Source organism: Streptomyces sp. NPDC058691, assembly GCF_042714775.1.
Classification (GTDB): Bacteria; Actinomycetota; Actinomycetes; order Streptomycetales; family Streptomycetaceae; genus Actinacidiphila.
This window is the reverse complement of sequence record NZ_JBHXSO010000018.1, coordinates 99,030-120,653: the sequence shown is the minus strand read 5'-3', so window position 1 is coordinate 120,653 and position 21,624 is coordinate 99,030. Positions and strand designations below refer to the sequence as shown.

At 71.6% G+C, this 21,624-nt stretch carries 20 protein-coding genes; 11 read left to right on the top strand and 9 right to left on the bottom strand.

All coding sequences use genetic code 11. The features are described 5' to 3' along the window. Window positions 1-81: 81 nt before the first annotated feature. The 5 genes from pgl to tkt are packed head-to-tail and all read right to left on the bottom strand — an operon-like array spanning window position 82 to window position 6,679. Window positions 82-864, bottom strand: coding sequence for a 6-phosphogluconolactonase (gene pgl, locus ACFWVC_RS15505; protein WP_384284715.1), 783 nt, complete (start codon window positions 862-864; stop codon window positions 82-84). Then, complete coding sequence (opcA, locus tag ACFWVC_RS15500; protein WP_384284712.1) at window positions 861-1,892, bottom strand: glucose-6-phosphate dehydrogenase assembly protein OpcA; 1,032 nt, start codon at window positions 1,890-1,892, stop codon at window positions 861-863. The genes pgl and opcA overlap by 4 nt, the downstream gene beginning before the upstream one ends. Beyond that, window positions 1,889-3,412, bottom strand: a complete 1,524-nt coding sequence (zwf, locus tag ACFWVC_RS15495; RefSeq protein ID WP_384284709.1) for a glucose-6-phosphate dehydrogenase — start codon at window positions 3,410-3,412, stop codon at window positions 1,889-1,891. The genes opcA and zwf overlap by 4 nt, the downstream gene beginning before the upstream one ends. Before the next feature lie 5 nt (window positions 3,413-3,417). Continuing rightward, window positions 3,418-4,536, bottom strand: a complete 1,119-nt coding sequence (tal, locus tag ACFWVC_RS15490) for a transaldolase (protein ID WP_384284705.1) — start codon at window positions 4,534-4,536, stop codon at window positions 3,418-3,420. A 40-nt stretch (window positions 4,537-4,576) separates the two neighbouring features. Continuing rightward, window positions 4,577-6,679 carry a transketolase gene (gene tkt, locus ACFWVC_RS15485; RefSeq protein WP_384284702.1) on the bottom strand — a complete coding sequence of 701 codons (2,103 nt, stop codon included), beginning with the start codon at window positions 6,677-6,679 and terminating at the stop codon, window positions 4,577-4,579. Between the two features lie 357 nt (window positions 6,680-7,036). Between tkt and ACFWVC_RS15480 the strand changes: the two genes are divergently transcribed. The 4 genes from ACFWVC_RS15480 (at window position 7,037) to ACFWVC_RS15465 (ending at window position 10,946) form a co-directional block, all read left to right on the top strand. Beyond that, window positions 7,037-7,981, top strand: coding sequence for a heme o synthase (locus ACFWVC_RS15480; RefSeq protein ID WP_384284698.1), 945 nt, complete (start codon window positions 7,037-7,039; stop codon window positions 7,979-7,981). A gap of 24 nt (window positions 7,982-8,005) precedes the next feature. Beyond that, on the top strand, window positions 8,006-8,365 hold the full coding sequence (locus ACFWVC_RS15475) for a hypothetical protein (RefSeq protein WP_384284694.1): 360 nt from the start codon (window positions 8,006-8,008) through the stop codon (window positions 8,363-8,365). Window positions 8,366-8,430: 65 nt separating this feature from the next. Then, a complete protein-coding gene (locus ACFWVC_RS15470) occupies window positions 8,431-9,840 on the top strand; it encodes a glutamine synthetase family protein (protein ID WP_384284691.1) in 1,410 nt (469 codons plus the stop codon). Beyond that, window positions 9,837-10,946 (top strand): amidohydrolase family protein, encoded by a 1,110-nt coding sequence (locus tag ACFWVC_RS15465; RefSeq protein WP_384284781.1) that lies wholly within the window; start codon window positions 9,837-9,839, stop codon window positions 10,944-10,946. Before ACFWVC_RS15470 ends, ACFWVC_RS15465 begins: the two co-directional genes overlap by 4 nt. Window positions 10,947-10,964: 18 nt before the next feature. On the opposite strand, the gene ACFWVC_RS15460 is transcribed toward ACFWVC_RS15465, so the two are convergent. Next, entirely contained in the window at window positions 10,965-11,978 is a 1,014-nt protein-coding gene (locus ACFWVC_RS15460; RefSeq protein WP_384284687.1) for a heme A synthase, read from the bottom strand. Window positions 11,979-12,038: 60 nt separating this feature from the next. Between ACFWVC_RS15460 and ACFWVC_RS15455 the strand changes: the two genes are divergently transcribed. Beyond that, window positions 12,039-13,319 (top strand): glycosyl hydrolase family 28-related protein, encoded by a 1,281-nt coding sequence (locus tag ACFWVC_RS15455; RefSeq protein ID WP_384284683.1) that lies wholly within the window; start codon window positions 12,039-12,041, stop codon window positions 13,317-13,319. Window position 13,320: 1 nt separating this feature from the next. On the opposite strand, the gene ACFWVC_RS15450 is transcribed toward ACFWVC_RS15455, so the two are convergent. The 3 genes from ACFWVC_RS15450 to ACFWVC_RS15440 are packed head-to-tail and all read right to left on the bottom strand — an operon-like array spanning window position 13,321 to window position 15,562. After that, window positions 13,321-13,830, bottom strand: coding sequence for a DinB family protein (locus ACFWVC_RS15450; protein WP_384284679.1), 510 nt, complete (start codon window positions 13,828-13,830; stop codon window positions 13,321-13,323). 38 nt (window positions 13,831-13,868) lie between these two features. After that, complete coding sequence (locus tag ACFWVC_RS15445) at window positions 13,869-14,639, bottom strand: ABC transporter permease (RefSeq protein WP_384284677.1); 771 nt, start codon at window positions 14,637-14,639, stop codon at window positions 13,869-13,871. Then, window positions 14,636-15,562, bottom strand: coding sequence for an ABC transporter ATP-binding protein (locus tag ACFWVC_RS15440; protein WP_384284675.1), 927 nt, complete (start codon window positions 15,560-15,562; stop codon window positions 14,636-14,638). The genes ACFWVC_RS15445 and ACFWVC_RS15440 overlap by 4 nt, the downstream gene beginning before the upstream one ends. 249 nt (window positions 15,563-15,811) lie before the next feature. Between ACFWVC_RS15440 and ACFWVC_RS15435 the strand changes: the two genes are divergently transcribed. The 6 genes from ACFWVC_RS15435 to ACFWVC_RS15410 all read left to right on the top strand — a co-directional run bounded on the left by ACFWVC_RS15435 (window position 15,812) and on the right by ACFWVC_RS15410 (window position 21,623). Then, on the top strand, window positions 15,812-16,543 hold the full coding sequence (locus tag ACFWVC_RS15435) for a helix-turn-helix transcriptional regulator (RefSeq protein ID WP_384284673.1): 732 nt from the start codon (window positions 15,812-15,814) through the stop codon (window positions 16,541-16,543). Then, entirely contained in the window at window positions 16,540-17,961 is a 1,422-nt protein-coding gene (gene sufB / locus ACFWVC_RS15430) for a Fe-S cluster assembly protein SufB (RefSeq protein WP_384284671.1), read from the top strand. Before ACFWVC_RS15435 ends, sufB begins: the two co-directional genes overlap by 4 nt. A gap of 132 nt (window positions 17,962-18,093) precedes the next feature. Then, window positions 18,094-19,269: a Fe-S cluster assembly protein SufD gene (gene sufD, locus ACFWVC_RS15425; RefSeq protein ID WP_384284669.1), complete on the top strand. Its 1,176-nt coding sequence runs from the start codon at window positions 18,094-18,096 to the stop codon at window positions 19,267-19,269. After that, window positions 19,266-19,595, top strand: coding sequence for a bifunctional 3-phenylpropionate/cinnamic acid dioxygenase ferredoxin subunit (locus ACFWVC_RS15420; protein WP_360912242.1), 330 nt, complete (start codon window positions 19,266-19,268; stop codon window positions 19,593-19,595). Before sufD ends, ACFWVC_RS15420 begins: the two co-directional genes overlap by 4 nt. Before the next feature lie 7 nt (window positions 19,596-19,602). Then, entirely contained in the window at window positions 19,603-20,367 is a 765-nt protein-coding gene (sufC, locus tag ACFWVC_RS15415) for a Fe-S cluster assembly ATPase SufC (protein ID WP_384284666.1), read from the top strand. Continuing rightward, entirely contained in the window at window positions 20,364-21,623 is a 1,260-nt protein-coding gene (locus ACFWVC_RS15410) for a cysteine desulfurase (RefSeq protein WP_384284664.1), read from the top strand. The genes sufC and ACFWVC_RS15410 overlap by 4 nt, the downstream gene beginning before the upstream one ends. The last annotated feature ends 1 nt before the right edge of the window (window position 21,624 follow it).

The window sequence follows — 21,624 nt, the reverse complement described above, 5'->3', positions numbered from 1 at the left end:
GGCAGACGAAGAACGCCGGGCGGGCCCCAGAGAGGGAGCCCGCCCGGCGTTCGCGTTCCGGACCGTGCCGTCCGCCGGCGCTTACAGGGACGCCGGCGGATAGAGCTGCGGAGGCAGCTTCGCCGCCGCGGTGCGGTCCAGCAGCCAGAGCGTGCGCGACCGGCCCCGGGCGCCCGCGGCCGGTGCCTGGATCTCGCCGGAGCCCGACAGGGCGACCGCGACGGCACCGGCCTTGTCCTCCCCGGCGGCCAGCAGCCACACCTCGCGGGCGGCGCGGATCGCGGGGAGGGTGAGCGAGACGCGCGTCGGCGGCGGCTTCGGCGAGCCGTGGACGCCGACGACGGTGCGCTCGGTCTCGCGGACCCCCGGATGCCCGGGGAACAGCGAGGCCACATGGGTGTCCGGTCCGACGCCCAGCATCAGGACGTCGAAGGAGGGCACCCGGCCGTGGTCCTCCGGGCCCGCGGCCCGCGCCAGCTCCTCGGCGTACGCCTCGGCAGCCGCGTCCGCGTCGTTGCCGTACGCGCCGTCCGACACGGGCATGGTGTGCACCCGCGCCGGGTCGACCGGGACGGCGTCGAGCAGGGCCTCCCGGGCCTGGGTGTCGTTGCGGTCCGGGTCGCCCGCGGGCAGGAAGCGCTCGTCACCCCACCACAGGTCCAGCCGCGCCCAGTCGATCGCGTCCCGGGCCGGGGAACCGGCCAGCGCCGCGAGCAGGGCGTTGCCGTTGCGGCCGCCGGTCAGGACGACCGAGGCGGTGCCCCGGGCGGCCTGGGCGTCCACGACCCGCGTGATCAGCCGGGCCGCCACGGCCTGAGCCATCAGCTCCTTGTCCCGGTGGACCACGACCTGGGGCGCGCTCACTTCGCCGCCGCCTTCTTGCCGGCGGGGGCCTTGCCGCCGTCGTCGGCCTTGGCGGCCTCGGCGTTCTGCGCCTCCGCCTCGTCCGGGGTCACCGTCTCCTCGGGCTGCGCCAGCCGGTCCACGCCGAACTTGACCGCGGCCGCGTAGGCCTCGTCCGGGTCGAGCCGGCGCAGTTCCTCGGCGATCAGGTCCGAGGTCGCCCGGCGCTGCAGCGCCACGTGCCGGTCGGGCTGGCCGGGGATGGCCAGCTCGGCCAGCGAGCCGCTGGGCCGGTCCAGGCAGATCTCGCCCTCCGAGGTCGCCAGCCGTACGGCCGTGATCCCGGGGCCCTCCGACACCTTGCGCCTGACCGGGACGCCCAGCCGCCGCGCGAGCCACAGCCCCAGCAGCTCCGTGCTCGGGTTGTCGGCCTCGCCCTCGACGACGGCGCCCTTGACCGCGGCCTGCTTCTGGTCCAGCGCCGCGGCGAGCACGCTGCGCCACGGGGTGATGCGGGTCCAGGCCAGGTCGGTGTCGCCAGGGGTGTACGTCTCGGCCCGCAGCCCGAGGGACGCCACCGGGTCCTCGGTCTGCGCCGCGTCGGTGATCCGGCGCTGCGCCAGCGCGCCCAGCGGGTCCGCCGCCGGGTTCACCGGAGCCTCGTCCGGCCACCACACCACGACCGGCGCGTCCGGCAGCAGCAGCGGCAGGACGACGCTCTCGGCGTGGTCGGCGAGTTCGCCGTGCAGCCGCAGCAGCACGGTCTCACCGATGCCGGTGTCGCCGCCGACCCGCACCTCGGCGTCCAGGCGGGCGCTCTTGCGCTCGCGCGGGGAGCGGCCGGGCCGCTTGATGACCACCAGGATGCGGGAGGGGTGCTCGCGCGAGGCGTCCGAGGCGGACTTGAGCGCGTCGTAGTGGTTGCCCTCGTCCGTCACTATGACGAGGGTCAGCACCATGCCGACGGCCGGGCTGCCGGTCGCCCGCCGCGCCTTGACGAGCGCGGAGTTGATCCTGCTGGAGTTGGTCTCCGTGAGGTCGATGTTCATGGCCGGCGCCAGCTCCTGCCGTCTCGTGCGAGCATCTCGTCCGCCGCCTTGGGACCCCACGTGCCCGCCGTGTACTGCTCGGGCTTGCCGTGCCGGTCCCAGTACTCCTCGATCGGGTCGAGGATGTGCCAGGACTGCTCGACCTCCTGGGTACGGGGGAAGAGGTTCGCGTCGCCGAGGAGTACGTCCAGGATGAGGCGCTCGTACGCCTCCGGGCTGGACTCGGTGAAGGACTCGCCGTAGGCGAAGTCCATGGTGACGTCCCGGATCTCCATCGAGGTGCCCGGCACCTTCGAGCCGAACCGGATGGTGACGCCCTCGTCCGGCTGCACGCGGATGACCAGGGCGTTCTGCCCCAGCTCCTCGGTCGCGGTGTTGTCGAACGGCGAGTGCGGGGCGCGCTGGAAGACCACCGCGATCTCCGTGACCCGCCGGCCGAGCCGCTTGCCGGTGCGCAGGTAGAAGGGGACGCCCGCCCAGCGGCGGTTGTCGATCTCCAGCTTGATGGCGGCGTAGGTGTCGGTCTTGGACTTGGGGTCGATGCCCTCCTCCTCCAGGTAGCCGAGCACCTCCTCGCCGCCCTGCCAGCCGTGCGCGTACTGCCCGCGGACCGTGTGCTTGCCGAGCTCGGCGGGGAGCTTGACCGCCTGCAGGACCTTGAGCTTCTCCTGCACGAGCGAGGCCGCCTCGAAGGAGGCGGGCTCCTCCATGGCGGTCAGCGCCAGCAGCTGGAGCAGGTGGTTCTGGATGACGTCGCGCGCCGCGCCGATGCCGTCGTAGTAGCCCGCGCGACCGCCGATGCCGATGTCCTCGGCCATGGTGATCTGCACGTGGTCGACGTACGAGCGGTTCCACAGCGGCTCGAACATCGTGTTGGCGAAGCGCAGCGCCAGGATGTTCTGGACCGTCTCCTTGCCCAGGTAGTGGTCGATGCGGAAGACGTCCTGGGAGCGGAAGACCTGGTGGACGACGCGGTTGAGCTCCTGCGCGCTGGCCAGGTCGTGCCCGAAGGGCTTCTCGATGACCGCCCGGCGCCACGAACCCGCGGGCGGGTCGGACAGCCGGTGCTTCTTGAGCTGCTGCACCACGGACGGGAAGAACTTCGGCGGCACGGAGAGGTAGAAGGCGAAGTTGCCGCCCGTACCCCGGGCCTTGTCCAGTTCCTCCACGGTGGCGCGGAGCTTCTCGAACGCCTCGTCGTCGCCGAAGTCACCGGGTACGAAACGCATGCCTTCGGCGAGCTGCTGCCACACCTCCTCGCGGAAGGGGGTGCGGGCGTGCTCCTTGACGGCGTCGTGCACGACCTGGGCGAAGTCCTCGTCCCCCCAGTCGCGGCGGGCGAAGCCGACGAGCGAGAAGCCCGGCGGCAGCAGTCCGCGGTTGGCGAGGTCATAGACGGCGGGCATCAGCTTTTTGCGTGACAAATCGCCCGTGACCCCGAAGATCACCAGGCCCGACGGCCCCGCGATACGCGGGAGCCGCCGGTCCACCGGGTCACGCAGCGGGTTGGCGCTGCTCAACGTGGTTACGCCTCCTTCGGCGCCAGGCGCTCGAGCTCCGCCTTGGTCGAGTCCAGCAGCTCGTTCCAGGACGTCTCGAACTTCTCGACGCCCTCGTCCTCCAGCAGCTGGACGACGTCGTCGTACGAGATGCCGAGCGCGCCGACCGCGTCGAGCTCGGCCTTGGCCTGCTCGTACGTGCTGCGGATGGTGTCGCCGGTGATCTCGCCGTGGTCGGCGACGGCCTCCAGCGTGGCCTCCGGCATGGTGTTGACGACGCCGGGGGCGACCAGCTCGGTCACGTACATGGTGTCCGGGTAGGCCGGGTCCTTCACACCGGTGGAGGCCCACAGCGGCCGCTGCTTGTGCGCGCCGTCGTGCTCCAGGGCCGTCCAGCGGTCGGAGGAGAAGACCTCCTCGTAGGCCTGGTAGGCCAGCCGGGCGTTGGCGATGGCGGCCTTGCCCTTGAGGCCCTTGGCCTCGTCGGTGCCGATCTTCTCCAGGCGCTTGTCGATCTCGCTGTCCACGCGGGACACGAAGAAGGACGCCACGGAACGGATCAGGGACAGGTCGAGGCCCGCGGCCTTCGCCTTCTCCAGGCCGGTCAGGTAGGCGTCCATGACCTCGCGGTAGCGCTCCAGCGAGAAGATCAGCGTGACGTTGACGCTGATGCCCTTGCCGATCACCTCGGCGATGGCCGGCAGGCCCGCCTTGGTCGCCGGGATCTTGATCAGGGTGTTCGGGCGGTCCACCAGCCAGGCCAGCTGCTTGGCCTCGGCGATGGTGGCGGCGGTGTTGTGGGCGAGCCGCGGGTCGACCTCGATCGACACCCGGCCGTCCTGGCCGCCGGTCGCGTCGTACACCGGGCGCAGCACGTCGGCGGCGTCCCGGACGTCGGCGGTGGTGATCATGCGCACGGCCTCGTCCACCGTCAGCCGGCGGGCCGCGAGGTCGGCCACCTGCGGCTCGTAGCCGTCACCGCCGGCGATCGCCTTCTGGAAGATGGACGGGTTGGTGGTGACGCCCACCACGTGGCTCTGGTCCAGGAGCTCGGCCAGGTTGCCGGAGGTGATCCGCTTGCGGGACAGGTCGTCGAGCCAGATCGCCACGCCCTCGTCGGAGAGGCGCCTGAGTGCGTCTGTCATGAGTCTTGCATCTCCTCGATACGTCGTATGCGTCTGTGCGTCAGCGGGTCGCGGCGGCGATCGAGTCGCGCGCGGCGGCGGCGACCGCCTCGGAGGTCAGGCCGAACTCGCGGTAGAGGACCTTGTAATCGGCGCTTGCCCCGAAGTGCTCCAGCGACACAATCCGGCCCGCGTCCCCGACGAAGCGGTACCAGGTCAGGGCGATGCCCGCCTCGACGGCGACCCGCGCCTTGACGTCCGGGAGAAGGACGCTGTCGCGGTAGGCCTGGTCCTGCTCCTCGAACCACTCCACGGACGGCATGGACACGACGCGCGCCTGGATCCCTTCGCTCTGGAGCTGATCGCGGGCCTCGACGGCCAGCTGCACTTCGGAGCCGGTGGCGATCAGGATGACCTGCGGCCGGCCGCCCTCGGCGTCCAGGAGTACGTAACCGCCCTTGGCAGCGTTCACGTCGGCCGGGTAGGTCGGGACGTTCTGCCGGGTCAGCGCCAGGCCGTGCGGGGCGGGCTTGGCCGTGTGGCGGCGGGTGATCTCGGCCCACGCGATCGCGGTCTCGTTGGCGTCGGCCGGCCGGACCACGTTCAGGCCCGGGATGGCGCGCAGCGCGGACAGGTGCTCGACCGGCTGGTGGGTCGGGCCGTCCTCGCCCAGACCGATGGAGTCGTGCGTCCACACGTAGGTGGTCGGCAGCTTCATCAGCGCGGCCAGACGCACGGCCGGGCGCATGTAGTCCGAGAAGACCAGGAAGGTGCCGCCGTAGATACGGGTGTTGCCGTGCAGCGCGATGCCGTTCATCGTCGAGCCCATGGCGTGCTCGCGGATGCCGTAGTGCACCGTGCGGCCGTACGGGTTCGCCTCCGGCAGCGGGTTGTCCGCGGGCAGGAAGGACGACGAGGCGTCGATCGTGGTGTTGTTCGAGCCGGCCAGGTCGGCGGAGCCGCCCCACAGCTCGGGCAGGACGCCGCCGAGGGCCTTCAGCACCTCGCCGGAGGCCTTGCGGGTCGCCACGGCCTTACCCGCGGGGAACTCCGGGACGACCTCTTCCCAGCCGGCCGGCAGCTCGCCCGCCTGGATGCGGTCGAACGTCGCGGCCCGCTCGGGGTTGGCGGAACGCCACTCCTCGAAGCGCTTGGTCCACTCCGCGTGCGCCTCGCGGCCGCGGTCGCCCACCTTGCGGGCGTGCGCCAGCACCTCGGGCGCGACCTCGAAGTGCTGCTCGGGGTCGAAGCCGAGCACCTGCTTGGTCGCCGCGACCTCGGCCTCGCCGAGCGCCGAGCCGTGGGCGGCCTCGGTGTTCTGCGCGTGCGGGGCCGGCCAGGCGATGATCGTGCGGGCGGCGATGATCGAGGGGCGGTCGGTGACGGCCTGCGCCGCCTTGAACGCCGCGTACAGCTTCTGCGTGTCGAAGTCGCCTGAGGGGTCCTGCTCGATGCGCTGCACGTGCCAGCCGTAGGCCTCGTAGCGCTTGAGAACGTCCTCGGAGAAGGCGGTCGCGGTGTCGCCCTCGATGGAGATGTGGTTGTCGTCGTACAGGGCGACCAGGTTGCCGAGCTTCTGGTGCCCGGCCAGCGAGGAGGCCTCCGCGGAGATGCCCTCCTCCAGGTCGCCGTCGGAGACGATGGCCCAGATCGTGTGGTCGAACACCGACTCGCCGGGCGCCGCGTCCGGGTCGAACAGGCCGCGCTCGTAACGGGCGGCCATCGCCATGCCCACCGCGTTGCCGACACCCTGGCCGAGCGGGCCGGTGGTGGTCTCCACGCCGGTGGTGTGGCCGTGCTCCGGGTGACCGGGGGTGCGGGAGTCCCAGGTGCGGAAGGCCTTCAGGTCGTCAAGTTCCAGTCCGTACCCGGACAGGAACAGCTGCGTGTACAGCGTCAGGGACGTGTGACCGGGCGACAGGACGAAGCGGTCCCGGCCCACCCACGAGGCGTCCGCGGGGTCGTGCCGCATCAGCTTCTGGAACAGCAGATAGGCCGCGGGGGCCAGGCTCATCGCCGTCCCCGGATGGCCGTTGCCGACCTTCTGCACGGCATCCATCGCCAGGACACGCGCGGTGTCGACCGCACGCCCGTCCAGCTCGCTCCACTCCAGCTCGGTGGTCGCCTCGGTGCTCACCTGAGAGGGCTCCTCTCCACATGTCATACGCCGGTGACGAAGTGCACACCGGGCGTTGCCGAGCCTACCCCCGCAAGGGCGTGCGCCTTTTCGAATGCCGGCGCGGTGGGCTCGTCGCCTGGAGGAACCGGCGCGCAGGCAGGCGCATTCCCACCCGGCACCGGCGCTGTCACCAGCGTGCCCCGGCCGGCGTCACTTCGCCTGTTGAACCGGGTCCGACCCTCTCGAAGCCGGAACACCGTCAGATGGCCCGGCCCTTGCGTCCGGGAGACGCTCCGGCGTCAACACGTGGCACCCCCGGCGCGGTCGGAGTATCCGCTACGTCTAGAGTGGCGTGGTACGCGCAAGCGGAGCCGCTTGCTGGACTTTTCCTCAGGGGTGTTCGTGACGGCCGTCGAATCCCGGCCCGCCGGAGCCATCGGGTCGACCAGCGGTCACCGGCCGTTCGGTGCCCGTGTGATGGCCTTCGTGGCGCTGACCAAGCCGCGCATCATCGAGCTGCTGCTCATCACGACGGTTCCGGTCATGTTCCTTGCCGCGGGCGGGGTTCCCGACCTGTGGCTGGTCGCGGCGACGATGATCGGCGGCTATATGTCCGCCGGCGGCGCGAACGCGCTCAACATGTACATCGACCGCGACATCGACGCGCTCATGCACCGCACGGAGCAGCGCCCTCTGGTCACCGGCATGGTCGCGCCGTGGGAGTGCCTGGTCTTCGGCATCGCCCTGTCGGTGGTCTCGACCGCGTGGTTCTGGGTGCTGGTCAACCCGCTGTCGGCGGTGCTGTCGCTCGCGGCCATCCTCTACTACGTCTTCGTCTACACCCTGGGCCTGAAGCGCCGCACCGCGCAGAACATCGTGTGGGGCGGTATCGCCGGCTGCATGCAGGTGCTGATCGGCTGGTCCGCGGTGCGCGACGAGCTGGCGTGGGCGCCCTTCGTCCTCTTCCTCGTCCTCTTCTTCTGGACGCCGCCGCACTACTGGCCGCTGTCGATGAAGGTCAAGGACGACTACGCGCGCGTGGGCGTCCCCATGCTGCCGGTGGTCGCGGGCAACGTGGTGGTCGGCCGGCAGATCGTCATCTACAGCTGGGCGATGGTGCTGGTGTCGCTCACGCTGTGGTGGCCGCTCGGCGCCGCGAGCTGGTTCTACGCGGCGGCCGCCGTGCTGCTCGGCGCCTTCTGGCTCTTCGAGGCGCACGCCCTGTACGGGCGGGCCAAGGCGGGCGTGGCCGGGGCCAAGCTCAAGGAGATGCGGCTGTTCCACTGGTCCATCACCTACGCGACGCTGCTGTTCGTGGCCGTCGCCGTGGACCCCTTCCTCCGCTGATTACCGGCGGGTAGCATTTCTGTCATGGCAGACACCCAGGCAGCAGACACCCCGGTCGCCGACCCGAAGGCGCAGGCCCGCGCCGAGCGCAGAGCCGCCCGGCTGGCCCGGCGGATCGACCGGTTCGCCGGCGGCCACGGCGGTGCCGAGGGCCAGATCGCGTACATCGGCCAGGCCGGTACGCGGATCGTGCTGGTGGGCGAGGACGGCGGCTGGGGCGATCTCGTCGCGCCCTCCTACGACATCGCACGGCGTGCCGTGGAGCTCTCCGGCATCACGCTGCACGAGTCCTTCGACGGCGACCTCGCCGCCAAGGTGCGCACCGGCCGCTACGAGTGGCGGCGCATGGCCGGCATCCAGATCGGCGGCCCCGCCAACACCTGACGCCGGGCCCGCCCGTTAGGACCATGGAACGGTTCCGGACGGCGGGTACGAGGAGGCGTGTGCGGGTGGACGCGGAAGAACGGGAACAGCGGCGGCTGACGGCCCGCCAGGACGTGGCGCGGCTCACCGCCGAGGGCGTGCGGGCCGTCGCGGTCAGCTGGGTCGACAACGCGGGCATCAGCCGGGCCAAGACCGTGCCGGCCGCCCGGCTCGTGGACGCGGCGCACCGCGGGATCGGCATGTCGCCGGTCTTCGACGTCTTCACCTCCGACGACGCCATCACCACCTCCGAGCACATCGGCGGCCCCGACGGCGACCTGCGGCTCTTCCCCGACCTCGACCGGCTCACCGTGCTGGCCGCGCGGCCCGGCTGGGCCTGGGCCCCGGCCGACCGCTACGACCAGCAGGGGCGGCCGCACCCCGCCTGCCAGCGGCAGTTCGCCCGGCGCATGGCCGAGCGGGCCGCCGGCCACGGCCTGGAACTGCGGATGGGCTTCGAGACCGAATGGACCGTCGTCCGCGACAGCCGCGACAGCCGCGACGACGGCGACGGCAACGACGGCAACGACAACGAGACGACCCCCCGAACCGGTGATTTCGCGGGCCGCGGTCCCGCGTACGGACTGACCCGGGTCACCGAACTGTCGGCTTATCTGCTCGCCCTCCATGACGCGCTCGACGCGCAGCGCGTGGAGGTCCTGCAGATCCATCCCGAGTACGCGCCCGGTCAGTTCGAGGTCTCCACCGCGCCCGCCGACCCCGTCCGGGCGGCCGACGACCTCGTGCTGGTGCGCGAGACCGTACGGGCTGTCAGCGCGGCCCACGGACTGCGTGCCTCCTTCGCGCCGGCGGTCGTCGCCGGCCAGGTCGGCAACGGCTGCCATCTGCACCTGAGCCTGCGCGAGCACGGACACAACCTGCACCGCGACCCCACCGGCCGGTACGGCCTCGCCGCGACCGCGGACACCTTCCTCGGCGCGGTCCTGGACGCGCTGCCCGCGCTGTGCGCCATCGGGGCGCCCTCCCCGGCGAGCTATCTGCGCCTGGTCCCCTCGCACTGGGCCGGTGTCCACCGCTGCTGGGGCGTGGAGAACCGCGAGGCCGCGCTGCGCCTGGTGCTCGGCGAGCCCGACGACCCCGACGGCGGGCACGCCGAGCTCAAGCCCTTCGACGCCGCCGCCAACCCCTATCTGCTCACCGGCGCGGTCATCGCGGCGGGCCTGCGGGGTGTGCTCGACGGCGGCCCCGCGCTGCCCGGACCGGTGACCGGGGACCCGGCCGGGCGCGGCGACCAGGAAAGGCTGCCGACCTCGCTGAGCGAGGCGCTCGGGCACTTCGTCCGCGACGACGCGCTGCGCGAGGCGCTCGGCGAGGAACTGTGGGGCGCGATCGTGGCCGTACGGCGGGCGGAGTCCGGGGCCCTGGCCGAACTCGGGCCCGGGGAACTCGCCGAGGCCACCCGGTGGCGCTGGTGATCGAGCTGCCGCCCCTGGTCGACCAGCACTGCCACGGCATCGTCCGCGGCGACCTCGGCATCGCCTCCTTCGAGACGTACCTCACGGAGTCCGACGCGCCCGCCGCGCCCGGCACCACCTTCTTCGACACCCAGACCGGTTTCGCCGTGCGCCGCTGGTGCCCGCCGCTGCTCGGGCTGGAGCCGCACTGCCCGCCCGCCCGCTACCTGGCCCGGCGGCGGGAGCTCGGCGCGTACGAGACCGCGCGGCTGCTGCTGCGGGGCACCGGTATCGGGACGTACCTCGTGGACACCGGGCTGCCCGGCGACCTGATGACGCCGGAGGAGCTGGCCGCGGCGGGCGGCGGCGCGGACGCCCACGAGATCGTCCGGCTGGAGCGGCTCGCGGAACGCGTCGCCGATGCGAGCCCGGGCGGGGAGGCCTTCGTCTCCGGGGTGGCGGAGGCCGTCCACGAGGCGGCGGTGACCGCGCTCGGCTTCAAGTCGGTCGCCGCCTACCGCCACGGACTCGCCCTGGCCCCCGAACCACCGGACACCGCGGACGTCGTACGCGCCGCCGAGGCCTGGCTCGACGCGCGGCACGAGCACGGCAGCCGGCTCACCGATCCCGTCCTGCTGCGGTACCTGCTGTGGACGGCCGTCGCCACGGGCCTGCCGCTGCAACTCCACACCGGCTTCGGCGACCCCGACCTGCGACTGGACCACGCGGACCCGGCACTGCTCACGGACTTCGCCCGGGCGACCGCGGGCCTCGGCACGGACCTGGTGCTGCTGCACTGCTACCCGTACCACCGGCAGGCCGCCTACCTCGCGAACGTCTTCCCGCACGTCCACGCCGACGTCGGACTCGCCCTCACCCACGTCGGCCCCCGGGCGGGCGCGGTGCTCGCGGAATTCCTGGAGCTGGCGCCCTTCGGCAAGCTGCTCTTCTCGACGGACGCCTACGGGCTGCCGGAGCTCTACGTCGTGGGCGCCGAGGCCTTCCGTACCGCGGTACGGGACGTGCTGGGCGGCTGGATCGCCGACGGCGCGTGCTCCCCGGCCGACGCACGCCGCGTCGCCGCGCTCCTCGCCGCGGACAACGCCCGTCGCGTCTACCGTCTGTGAGGTCCCGGGCCGGGCCCGTCAGCCGGCCGGGGCGGGTTCCGGAGCGGAGACGGCGGCGGGGGCGGGAACGGCGCCGGGCTCGGTCAGGGGGCGCTCGCGCAGCGAGAGCAGGACGCGCAGGACCGCGATCCACACCAGCGTGGAGCCCAGCATGTGCGCGGCGACCAAGGCCTCGGGGAGCTTGGTGAAGTACTGGACGTAGCCGATGACGCCCTGCGCCAGCAGGACCAGGACGAGGTCGCGGACCCGCGCCCGCGGCCCGGCCGGGGCGTCGACGGCGCGCAGGGCGAACCACAGCGCGACGGTCAGCCCGCACACGACCCAGGCCAGATCGGCGTGGAGCTGGGCGATGGTCTCCCACTTCACCTGGACGCGCGGTACGTCACTGCTGTCGCCGGCATGCGGCCCGGCCCCCGTGACCAGCGTGCCCACCGCGATGAGCACGGCGGAGGCGACGACCAGCAGCCAGGTCAGCTGCCGCACCGGCTTGCCGACCAGCGGGCGGGGGCCAGCGTCGCCCTCGCCGGCACGGTGCCAGGTCAGCAGCGCGACCGCGATGAGAGCGCTGGACAGCAGGAAGTGCGAGGCGACGGTGTACGGGTTGAGCCCGGTCAGCACCGTGATGCCGCCCAGCACCGCGTTGCCCATGACGACCCAGAACTGCGCCCAGCCCAGGCGGGTCAGCCCGCGCCGCCACGGCTTGGCCGCGCGCGCGGCGACGATGGCCCAGCCGACGGCCGCGCACAGCACGTACGTCAGCATGCGGTTGGTGAACTCGATCGCGCCGTGCACGCCCATGGCACCGGTCGCGGTGAGGCTGTCGGCCGTGCACTTGGGCCAGGTCGGGCAGCCGAGCCCCGAGCTGGTCAGCCGGACGGCGCCCCCGGTCACCACGATGACCACGCTCATCACGAGCGCCGCCAGGGCGGCCCGCCGGACCGTCGCGGGGGACGGGGTCCAGCGCTGGGCGATGAAGGCCAGCGGGTTTCGCACGGCTTGGCCTGCTTGGCTGAGATTCGGCACGGCCACCATCGTAGGCGCCCCCTTGTGCAATCCTTCACGAGGGGGACGGCCAGGGGGAGGGGATCGGCCATGACCGGGGTCGACCGGCGGAAACTGATCTACGGGGGCGCCGCCGCGGCGTTGACGGGGACCGGCGTGGCCGCCTGCACCGCGGCCGGCACGCCGGCCGCCGAGGCCGCACGACAGCCGAGGAGCACCGCCCGTCCCGGCGTGGTCGACGTCGTCGCCGACTTCGGCGCCAAGGGCGACGGCACCACCGACGACAGCCGCGCCTTCGCCGACGCCTACCGCTACGCAGAGTCCCGCCTGGACGGCCACACGGGCCGCACGGTGATCGACGTCCCGCCCGGCAGATACCTGGTCACCGAGCCCGGCGCGCTGCTGGCCGGCGACAACCCCCGCAACCAGGCCAACGGGCTGCGCTTCCGGGGCGCCGGCCTGCGCATCAGCGAGATCGTCTTCGCGCCGGAGAAGGCCGAGGGCGCCTTCCTGTGCGTCAACGACGACATGTGGCAGAACATCGCCTTCGAGGGTCTGCGCTTCACCTCCGGCACACCCGGCGCCTCGTTCTTCTCCTCCTACTCCACCGGCGGCGCGGCGAACTACCGCTTCACCGACTGCGAGTGGATGGGGGAGTGGGAGTACGGCATCGCCCTGGACGGCACCAACACCAACTCCGAGATGCGCTGGGAGGCGTGCCGGGTCGGCGGCGCCTACCGGAAGGCGTTCCTGTACTCGGGCCTGTCGAAGCGCTCACAACATCCGGAGCAGCAGGACCAGTTCCTCAACTACTGGTTCACCGACATGAACGTCACCTACGAGTGGGGCAACTTCCTGGAGTTCCCCTACGGCGGCTCCGTCACCTGCCGCGCCGGAAGCTATGTCGTCACCGGCCGCCGCCCGGTCCCGCACCCCGACTACGGATTCGAGAGCGCCTTCTTCCGCTTCCCCCGGGCGCAGCACTTCAGCTCGGTCCAGCGCTTCCATGCCGAGGACATCCGCTTCGAGCTGCGCGGCCCGGACACCGTCGTCATCGACTGCGAGTGGGCAGGCGGCACCGTCCACTTCAACGACTGCGACGACACCGCGAACGCCTTCAAGCCCTTCGCCGCCGGCCTGCGCGCCCACCGCTACACGCCCGGCCCGCGCGGACCGCTGGTGCGGTACGACTCCTGCCAGCTCACCGGCGCGCACCGCTTCCGCACGGACGCCGCGGCGCGGCCGCCGGTGTGCGTGCGCTACGACATGTGCCTGCTGGTGAGCCACGGCCCCGAGGACGGCTTCCTGGCCCTCGACGACGGCCAGGACGCCGGATTCGCCCGCTTCGTGGACTGCATCACGCCCGCGTGAGTCAGGCGCCCACGGTGCCGTCGACGCCCTCGCGGAGGAAGTCGGCGTGCCCGTTGTGGCGGCCGTACTCCAGCAGGACGTGCACCATCACCATGCGCAGCGACACGTCCTCACCCCAGCGGGGCTGATGGCCGGCCAGGTCCAGGGAGGCGGCCTCGAGCTCGATGCGGCGCGAGGTCTCCACCTCGGCCTCCCACGCGCCGAAGGCCTCGGCCCGGGTCGAGGCGCTCGCGTCGTACGCCGCCTGGAAGTCGATCCGGTCGGACCAGACCATGGGGGCGTCGTGGTCCTCGAACACCCGGCGGAACCAGGCGCGCTCGACCTCCGCCATGTGCCGGACCAGGCCGAGCAGCGACAGCGTGGACGGCGGCATCGACCGCTGCCGCAGCTCCTCGTCGGTGAGGCCCTCGCACTTCATCGCGAGCGTCGCCCGGTGGTAGTCCAGGAACGCCCGCAGCGTCTCGCGCTCGCCGCCGAGGCTCGGCGGCCCGACGCGGTGGTCGGCGGTCACGGATGGGTCCCCCGTTCCGGATGATCAGGGGCCGCAGACTACTCCCAGCGGAACCAGCGGGCCGCCGCGCCCAGGCCCAGCACGGCCCAGACGGCGAGGATGCCGAGGTCGCCCCAGGGCACGCCCGCACCGTGCTGCAGGACGTCCCGCAGGCCGCCGGACAGGGCGGAGACCGGCAGCAGTTCGAGCACGGAGCGGACGCCGTCCGGGAACCTGTCGAGCGGCACGACGACCCCGCCGCAGACCAGCAGCAGGAGGAAGACCAGGTTGGCGGCGGCCAGCGTGGCCTCCGCCTTGAGGGTGCCCGCCATGAGCAGGCCGAGCCCGGAGAACGCGGCGGTGCCCAGGACCAGGAGCAGCAGCACGGACAGCGGGTCGCCGTGCGGGGACCAGCCCAGCGCGAAGGCGATGGCCGTCAGCAGGACCACCTGCAGAACCTCGGTGACCAGGACGGACCCGGTCTTGGCGGTCATCAGCGCCCACCGCGGCAGCGGCGAGGCGGCGAGCCGCTTCAGCACGCCGTAGCGGCGCTCGAAGCCGGTGGCGATCGCCTGCCCGGTGAAGGCGGTCGACATCACGGCCAGGGCCAGGATGCCCGGGGCCAGGAAGTCGACGGCCTTGCCGGCGCCGGTGTCGACGACGTCGACGGTGGAGAACAGGACCAGCAGCAGGGTGGGGATGACGACGGTGAGCAGCAGCTGCTCACCGTTGCGCAGCAGCATCCGCGTCTCCAGGACGGTCTGCGCGCCGATCATGCGGCCCAGCGGCGCGGCGCCGGGGGCGGGGGTGAAGGTCCCGGTGGCGGTCACGAACGCAGCTCCTTGCCGGTCAGCTCCAGGAAGACGTCCTCCAGGGTGCGCCGCTCGACCGCGAGCCGGTCGGGCATCACGCCGTGCTGGGCGCACCAGGAGGTGACGGTGGCCAGCATCTGCGGGCCGACCTTGCCCTCGATGCGGTAGCTGCCCGGGGTGAGCTCGGCCGCGGCCGAGTCGGCGGGCAGCGCCTTGAGGAGCGAGGCCAGGTCCAGGCCGGGGCGGCCGCTGAAGCGGAGGGTGTTCTCCGCGCCGCCGCGGCACAGCTCCTCGGGGGTGCCGCTCGCTATCACACGGCCCTGGTCGATGATCGCCACGTCGTCGGCGAGCTGTTCCGCCTCGTCCATGAAGTGCGTGGTCAGGACGACGGTGACGCCGTCGGTGCGCAGTTCCCTGATCAGCTCCCAGGTGACGCGGCGGGCCTGCGGATCCAGGCCCGCGGTCGGCTCGTCGAGGAAGACCAGTTCGGGGCGGCCCACGACCGCCATGGCGAGCGCGAGGCGCTGCTGCTGGCCGCCGGAGAGCCGGCGGTAGGCGGTGCGGCCGCAGGACTCCAGGCCCAGGCGCTCGATGAGCAGCGCCGGGTCGACGGGGTTCGCGTGCAGTTTCGCCGTGTGCCGCAGCATCTCCTCGGCGTGGGCGCCCGCGTACACGCCGCCGGACTGGAGCATCACCCCGATCCGCGGCCGCAGCGCGGCGGCCTCGCGTACGGGGTCCAGCCCCAGCACGCACACGCGGCCGGCGTCCGGACGGCGGTATCCCTCGCAGGTTTCGACGGTGGTGGTCTTCCCCGCGCCGTTCGGGCCGAGCACGGCCGTCACGGTGCCCCGTGCGACGGACAGGTCGAGCCCGTTCACCGCGGTTTTGGCGCCGTAGCGCTTGACCAGTCCGGTCACCTCGACCGCGGGGTCCATTTGCATGACGGGCAGTCTACGAACCCCGGCGCGGCGCTCTGCCGGGAGGGCCGTCGCGGGTGGGCGGGAAAGGGCCCTTTCGAGGGACGCCGGGTGCCCGCTTCCCTGGTGGGAGCCTCGCGCGGGGGGCCGGCCGGCCGGGGCCGGGAAGATCGTTCCCGCAGGTCAGGTTAGGTTTCCCTAAGTGACACAGCACACCGATCACCCACTGGACGCCGCTTGCCTCTCCCGGATGAATTACGCAACACTGGGCTTGTGAAAAACGCGTCCGAGGCTCGGGAGGAGCAGACGACCGGGGAGCGGAGCACCCGCAACCGGGTCGCCAGGTCCGTCCTGCTCCACGGGCCGTCGACCGCCGCGGACGTGGCGGAACGGCTGGGCCTGACGCAGGCCGCCGTACGGCGCCATCTGGACGCGCTCGTGGCCGAGGGCATGGTGGAGCCGCGCGAGAAGCGGGTCTACGGTAACCGCGGCCGGGGCCGCCCCGCGAAGGTCTTCGCGCTCACCGACTGCGGACGCGACACCTTCGACCAGGCGTACGACCAGCTCGCCGCGGACGCGATGCGCTGGATCGCCGAGTCCGCCGGCGGCGGGCCGCAGGGGGAAGCCGCGGTGTCGGCCTTCGCCCGCGCCCGGGTCGCCGCACAGGCCGAGCGCTACCGGGCGGTCGTCGAGGCGGCCGGTCCCGAGGAGCGCACGCAGGCGCTCGCCGAGGCGCTGAGCCAGGACGGGTACGCTGCCACGACGCGCGGCGCCCCCGCCTCCGCCGGGGAGCAGCTCTGTCAGCACCACTGCCCGGTGGCCCACATCGCCGAGCAGTTCCCGCAGCTGTGCGAGGCGGAGGCCGAGGTCTTCTCCCGCCTGCTCGGTACCCACGTACAACGGCTGGCCACCATCGCCCATGGCGATGGCGTGTGCACCACTTTCGTGCCGAAGGCCGGCCCGCAATCCCACAACGCAAGCAACGCCGGGAGGAACCCCGCATGACTGCCCCCCTGGAGACGGCTCACCCTGAACTCGAGGGTCTGGGCACCTACGAGTACGGCTGGGCCGATTCCGACGCCGCCGGCGCCGTGGCCCGCCGCGGGCTCAACGAAGAGGTCGTCCGCGACATCTCGGCGAAGAAGAACGAGCCCGAGTGGATGCTCAAGATGCGGCTGAAGGGTCTGAAGCTCTTCGGGAAGAAGCCGATGCCCACCTGGGGTTCCGACCTCTCCGACATCGACTTCGACAACATCAAGTACTTCGTGCGGTCCACCGAGAAGCAGGCGGAGTCCTGGGAGGACCTGCCCGAGGACATCAAGAACACCTACGACCGGCTCGGCATCCCCGAGGCGGAGAAGCAGCGCCTGGTCGCCGGTGTCGCAGCGCAGTACGAGTCCGAGGTCGTCTACCACCAGATCCGCGAGGACCTGGAGGAGCAGGGCGTCATCTTCCTGGACACCGACACCGCGCTCAAGGAGCACCCGGAGCTCTTCCAGGAGTACTTCGGCACCGTCATCCCCGCGGGTGACAACAAGTTCGCCTCGCTGAACACGGCCGTGTGGTCCGGCGGTTCCTTCATCTACGTGCCGAAGGGCGTGCACGTCGAGATCCCGCTGCAGGCCTACTTCCGGATCAACACCGAGAACATGGGCCAGTTCGAGCGGACGCTGATCATCGTCGACGAGGACGCCTACGTCCACTACGTCGAGGGCTGCACCGCCCCGATCTACAAGTCGGACTCGCTGCACAGCGCCGTCGTCGAGATCATCGTCAAGAAGGGCGGCCGCTGCCGCTACACGACCATCCAGAACTGGTCGAACAACGTCTACAACCTGGTCACCAAGCGGGCCGTCGCCTACGAGGGCGCCACCATGGAGTGGGTCGACGGCAACATCGGCTCCAAGGTGACCATGAAGTACCCGGCCGTCTACCTGATGGGCGAGCACGCCAAGGGCGAGACCCTGTCCATCGCCTTCGCCGGCGAGGGCCAGCACCAGGACGCCGGCGCCAAGATGGTGCACATGGCGCCGAACACCTCCTCCTCGATCGTCTCCAAGTCCGTGGCGCGCGGCGGTGGCCGCACCTCCTACCGCGGTCTGATCGAGATCGGCGAGGGTGCTCACGGCTCCAAGTCCAACGTGCTGTGCGACGCGCTGCTGGTGGACACCATCTCCCGCTCGGACACCTACCCCTACGTGGACGTCCGCGAGGACGACGTGTCCATGGGCCACGAGGCGACGGTCTCCAAGGTCAGCGAGGACCAGCTCTTCTACCTGATGAGCCGCGGTCTGGAGGAGAACGAGGCGATGGCCACGATCGTCCGCGGTTTCGTGGAGCCGATCGCGCGTGAGCTGCCGATGGAGTACGCGCTGGAGCTCAACCGGCTCATCGAGCTGCAGATGGAGGGCTCGGTCGGCTGACGCCGCACCCGCACCTCCGCCGGGGTCACCCCCGGCAACCCCGTCAAGCTCGTGAGCGAGTCGAAGGGCGCGTCGGCACCCGGCCGAAGCGCCCGGAGGCGAGCGAACACAGAAAGAGGCAGTAACACAGCCATGGCTGAAACCATCCCGGCCGCCGGTGCCACCACCGAAGGGGCCATCCAGGTCGGCCAGCCCCGGGACGCCCGGGTCAGCGCGCCCGCGTCCTACGACGTGGCCGACTTCCCCGTGCCCAACGGCCGTGAGGAGGAATGGCGCTTCACCCCGCTGGAGCGGCTGCGCGGTCTGCACGACGGCACCGCCGTCGCGACCGGCGGCGGCGTCAGGGTCGAGGTGAGCGCCCCCGAGGGCGTCACCGTCGAGACCGTCGGCCGGGACGACGCCCGCGTCGGCAAGGCGGGCAAGCCGGTGGACCGGGTCGCCGCACAGGCCTACAGCTCCTTCGAGAAGGCCGGCGTCGTCTCCATCCCCAAGGACGCGGTGCTCACCGAGCCGGTGCGGATCGCGGTGCACGGCGAGGGCGGTGTGGCCTTCGGCCACCAGGTCGTCGAGGTCGGCGCCTTCGCCGAGGCGGTCGTGGTCATCGACCACACCGGTGCCGCCACCGTCGCCGCCAACGTCGAGTACCTGATCGGTGACGGAGCCAAGCTCACCGTCGTCTCCATCCAGGACTGGGACGACACCGCCGTGCACGTCGCCCAGCACACCGCGCTGATCGGCCGCGACGCGACCTTCAAGTCCGTCGTGGTCACCTTCGGCGGCGACCTGGTGCGGCTGCACCCGCGGGTCGTCTACGGCGCTCCCGGCGGCGAGGCGGAGCTGTACGGCGTCTACTTCACCGACCGGGGCCAGCACCAGGAGCACCGCCTCTTCATCGACCACGACACCCCGCACTGCCGCTCCAACGTGGCGTACAAGGGCGCGCTGCAGGGCCAGGACGCGCACGCGGTGTGGATCGGCGACGTGCTCATCCGGGCCGAGGCCGAGGGCACCGACACCTACGAGCTCAACCGCAACCTGGTGCTCACCGACGGCGCCCGGGTCGACTCCGTGCCGAACCTGGAGATCGAGACCGGCGAGATCGTCGGCGCCGGCCACGCCTCGGCGACCGGCCGCTTCGAGGACGAGCAGCTGTTCTACCTGATGGCCCGCGGCATTCCGGCAGACGAGGCCCGCCGGCTGGTCGTGCGCGGCTTCTTCGCCGGGCTGATCCAGCAGATCGGCGTGGCGGACCTGGAGGAGCGCCTGCTGGAGAAGATCGACGCGGAGCTGGAGGCGTCCGTCGTATGACCACCGCTGGAGGCTTCGTCCGCGTCTGCGCGCTGAGCGAGCTGGAGGAGGACACGCCCAGGCGTGTCGAGCTCGACGGCGTTCCGGTGTCGGTCGTGCGCACCGAGGGCGAGGTGTTCGCGATCAACGACATCTGCTCGCACGCGAACGTCTCGCTGTCCGAGGGCGAGGTGGAGGACTGCCAGATCGAGTGCTGGCTGCACGGCTCGTCCTTCGACCTGCGGACCGGCAAGCCGTCCGGGCTGCCCGCGACGCGGCCCGTCCCCGTATACCCCGTACAGATCCAAGGGGACGATGTGCTCGTCTCCGTCACCCAGGAGTCCTGAGGCACCCATGGCAACGCTTGAGATCCACGACCTGCACGTCTCCGTCGACGCCGAAGGCGGTCCGCGCGAGATCCTCCGCGGCGTCGACCTGACCGTGAAGCAGGGCGAGACGCACGCCATCATGGGCCCCAACGGCTCCGGCAAGTCGACCCTCGCCTACTCGCTGGCCGGGCACCCGAAGTACACCGTCACCGGTGGCACCGTCACCCTCGACGGCGAGGACGTGCTGGCCATGTCCGTCGACCAGCGGGCGCGGGCGGGCCTCTTCCTCGCCATGCAGTACCCGGTCGAGGTGCCCGGCGTCTCGGTCTCCAACTTCCTGCGCACCTCCGCCACCGCCATCCGCGGCGAGGCCCCCAAGCTGCGCACCTGGGTGAAGGAGGTCAAGGAGGCCATGGAGCGCCTGCACATGGACCCCGCCTTCGCCGAGCGCAACGTCAACGAGGGCTTCTCCGGCGGTGAGAAGAAGCGCCACGAGATCCTCCAGCTCGAACTGCTCAAGCCGAAGATCGCGATCCTCGACGAGACCGACTCCGGCCTGGACGTCGACGCCCTGCGCGTCGTCTCCGAGGGCGTCAACCGCGTGCGCGAGAGCGGTGAGGTCGGCACCCTGCTGATCACCCACTACACGCGCATCCTGCGCTACATCAAGCCCGACTATGTCCACGTCTTCGCCGCGGGCCGGATCGCCGAGTCCGGTGGTCCGGAGCTCGCGGACAAGCTGGAGGCCGAGGGCTACGAGGCCTATGCGAAGGGAGGCGTATCCGCGTGACACCGCAGCTGCCGGGCCTGCTCGACACCGAGGCCATCCGCAAGGACTTCCCGGTGCTCGACCGGCTCGTCCACGAGAGCAAGAAGCTCGTCTACCTGGACAACGCGGCGACCTCCCAGAAGCCGCGCCAGGTCCTGGACGTCCTGAGCGAGTACTACGAGCGTCACAACGCCAACGTCCACCGTGGCGTGCACACGCTCGCCGAGGAGGCCACGGCGCTGTACGAGGGTGCCCGCGACAAGATCGCCGCCTTCATCAACGCGCCCAGCCGCGACGAGGTCATATTCACCAAGAACGCCTCGGAGTCGCTGAACCTGGTCGCCAACATGCTGGGCTGGGCCGACGAGCCCTACCGCGTGGACCGGGACACCGAGATCGTCATCACGGAGATGGAGCACCACTCCAACATCGTCCCGTGGCAGCTGCTCTCGCAGCGCACGGGCGCGCAGCTGAAGTGGTTCGGCCTGACCGACGACGGCCGGCTCGACCTGAGCGACATCGAGCAGGTCATCACCGAGAAGACGAAGATCGTCTCCTTCACGCTCGTCTCCAACATCCTGGGCACGATCAACCCCGTCGAGGCGATCGTGCGCCGCGCCCAGCAGGTCGGCGCCTTGGTGCTGATCGACGCCTCGCAGGCCGCGCCGCACATGGTGCTGGACGTGCAGGCGCTCCAGGCCGACTTCGTGGCCTTCACCGGTCACAAGATGCTCGGCCCGACCGGCATCGGCGTGCTGTGGGGCCGCCAGGAGCTGCTGGAGGACCTCCCGCCGTTCCTGGGCGGCGGCGAGATGATCGAGACCGTCTCGATGCACTCGTCGACGTACGCGCCCGCGCCGCACAAGTTCGAGGCGGGCACGCCCCCGATCGCCCAGGCGGTCGGCCTCGGCGCGGCTGTGGACTACCTGGCGGCGCTGGGCATGGACAAGGTCGAGGCGCACGAGCACGCCCTCACCGAGTACGCGCTGCGGCGGCTGAAGGAGGTGCCCGAGCTGAAGATCATCGGCCCGGACACCCCCGAGGGCCGTGGCTCCGCGATTTCCTTCACCCTGGGTGACATCCACCCGCACGACGTGGGCCAGGTCCTGGACGAGCAGGGCATCGCCGTGCGTGTCGGCCACCACTGCGCGCGGCCGGTCTGCCTGAGGTACGGAATTCCCGCGACCACGCGAGCGTCGTTCTATCTGTACTCCACCCCGGCCGAGGTCGACGCACTGGTCGAGGGCCTGGAGCACGTACGGAACTTCTTCGGCTGAG

Bases quoted from the DNA above. Each gene is read 5' to 3' on its own strand.
- ACFWVC_RS15460 (WP_384284687.1), bottom strand. From the start codon at position 11,978: ATGGTGGCCGTGCCGAATCTCAGCCAAGCAGGCCAAGCCGTGCGAAAC.
- ACFWVC_RS15440 (WP_384284675.1), bottom strand. From the start codon at position 15,562: ATGCAAATGGACCCCGCGGTCGAGGTGACCGGACTGGTCAAGCGCTAC.
- tal (WP_384284705.1), bottom strand. From the start codon at position 4,536: ATGACAGACGCACTCAGGCGCCTCTCCGACGAGGGCGTGGCGATCTGG.
- ACFWVC_RS15475 (WP_384284694.1), top strand. From the start codon at position 8,006: ATGGCAGACACCCAGGCAGCAGACACCCCGGTCGCCGACCCGAAGGCG.
- sufD (WP_384284669.1), top strand. From the start codon at position 18,094: ATGGCTGAAACCATCCCGGCCGCCGGTGCCACCACCGAAGGGGCCATC.
- tkt (WP_384284702.1), bottom strand. From the start codon at position 6,679: ATGACATGTGGAGAGGAGCCCTCTCAGGTGAGCACCGAGGCGACCACC.
- opcA (WP_384284712.1), bottom strand. From the start codon at position 1,892: ATGAACATCGACCTCACGGAGACCAACTCCAGCAGGATCAACTCCGCG.
- sufC (WP_384284666.1), top strand. From the start codon at position 19,603: ATGGCAACGCTTGAGATCCACGACCTGCACGTCTCCGTCGACGCCGAA.
- ACFWVC_RS15455 (WP_384284683.1), top strand. From the start codon at position 12,039: ATGACCGGGGTCGACCGGCGGAAACTGATCTACGGGGGCGCCGCCGCG.
- sufB (WP_384284671.1), top strand. From the start codon at position 16,540: ATGACTGCCCCCCTGGAGACGGCTCACCCTGAACTCGAGGGTCTGGGC.
- ACFWVC_RS15420 (WP_360912242.1), top strand. From the start codon at position 19,266: ATGACCACCGCTGGAGGCTTCGTCCGCGTCTGCGCGCTGAGCGAGCTG.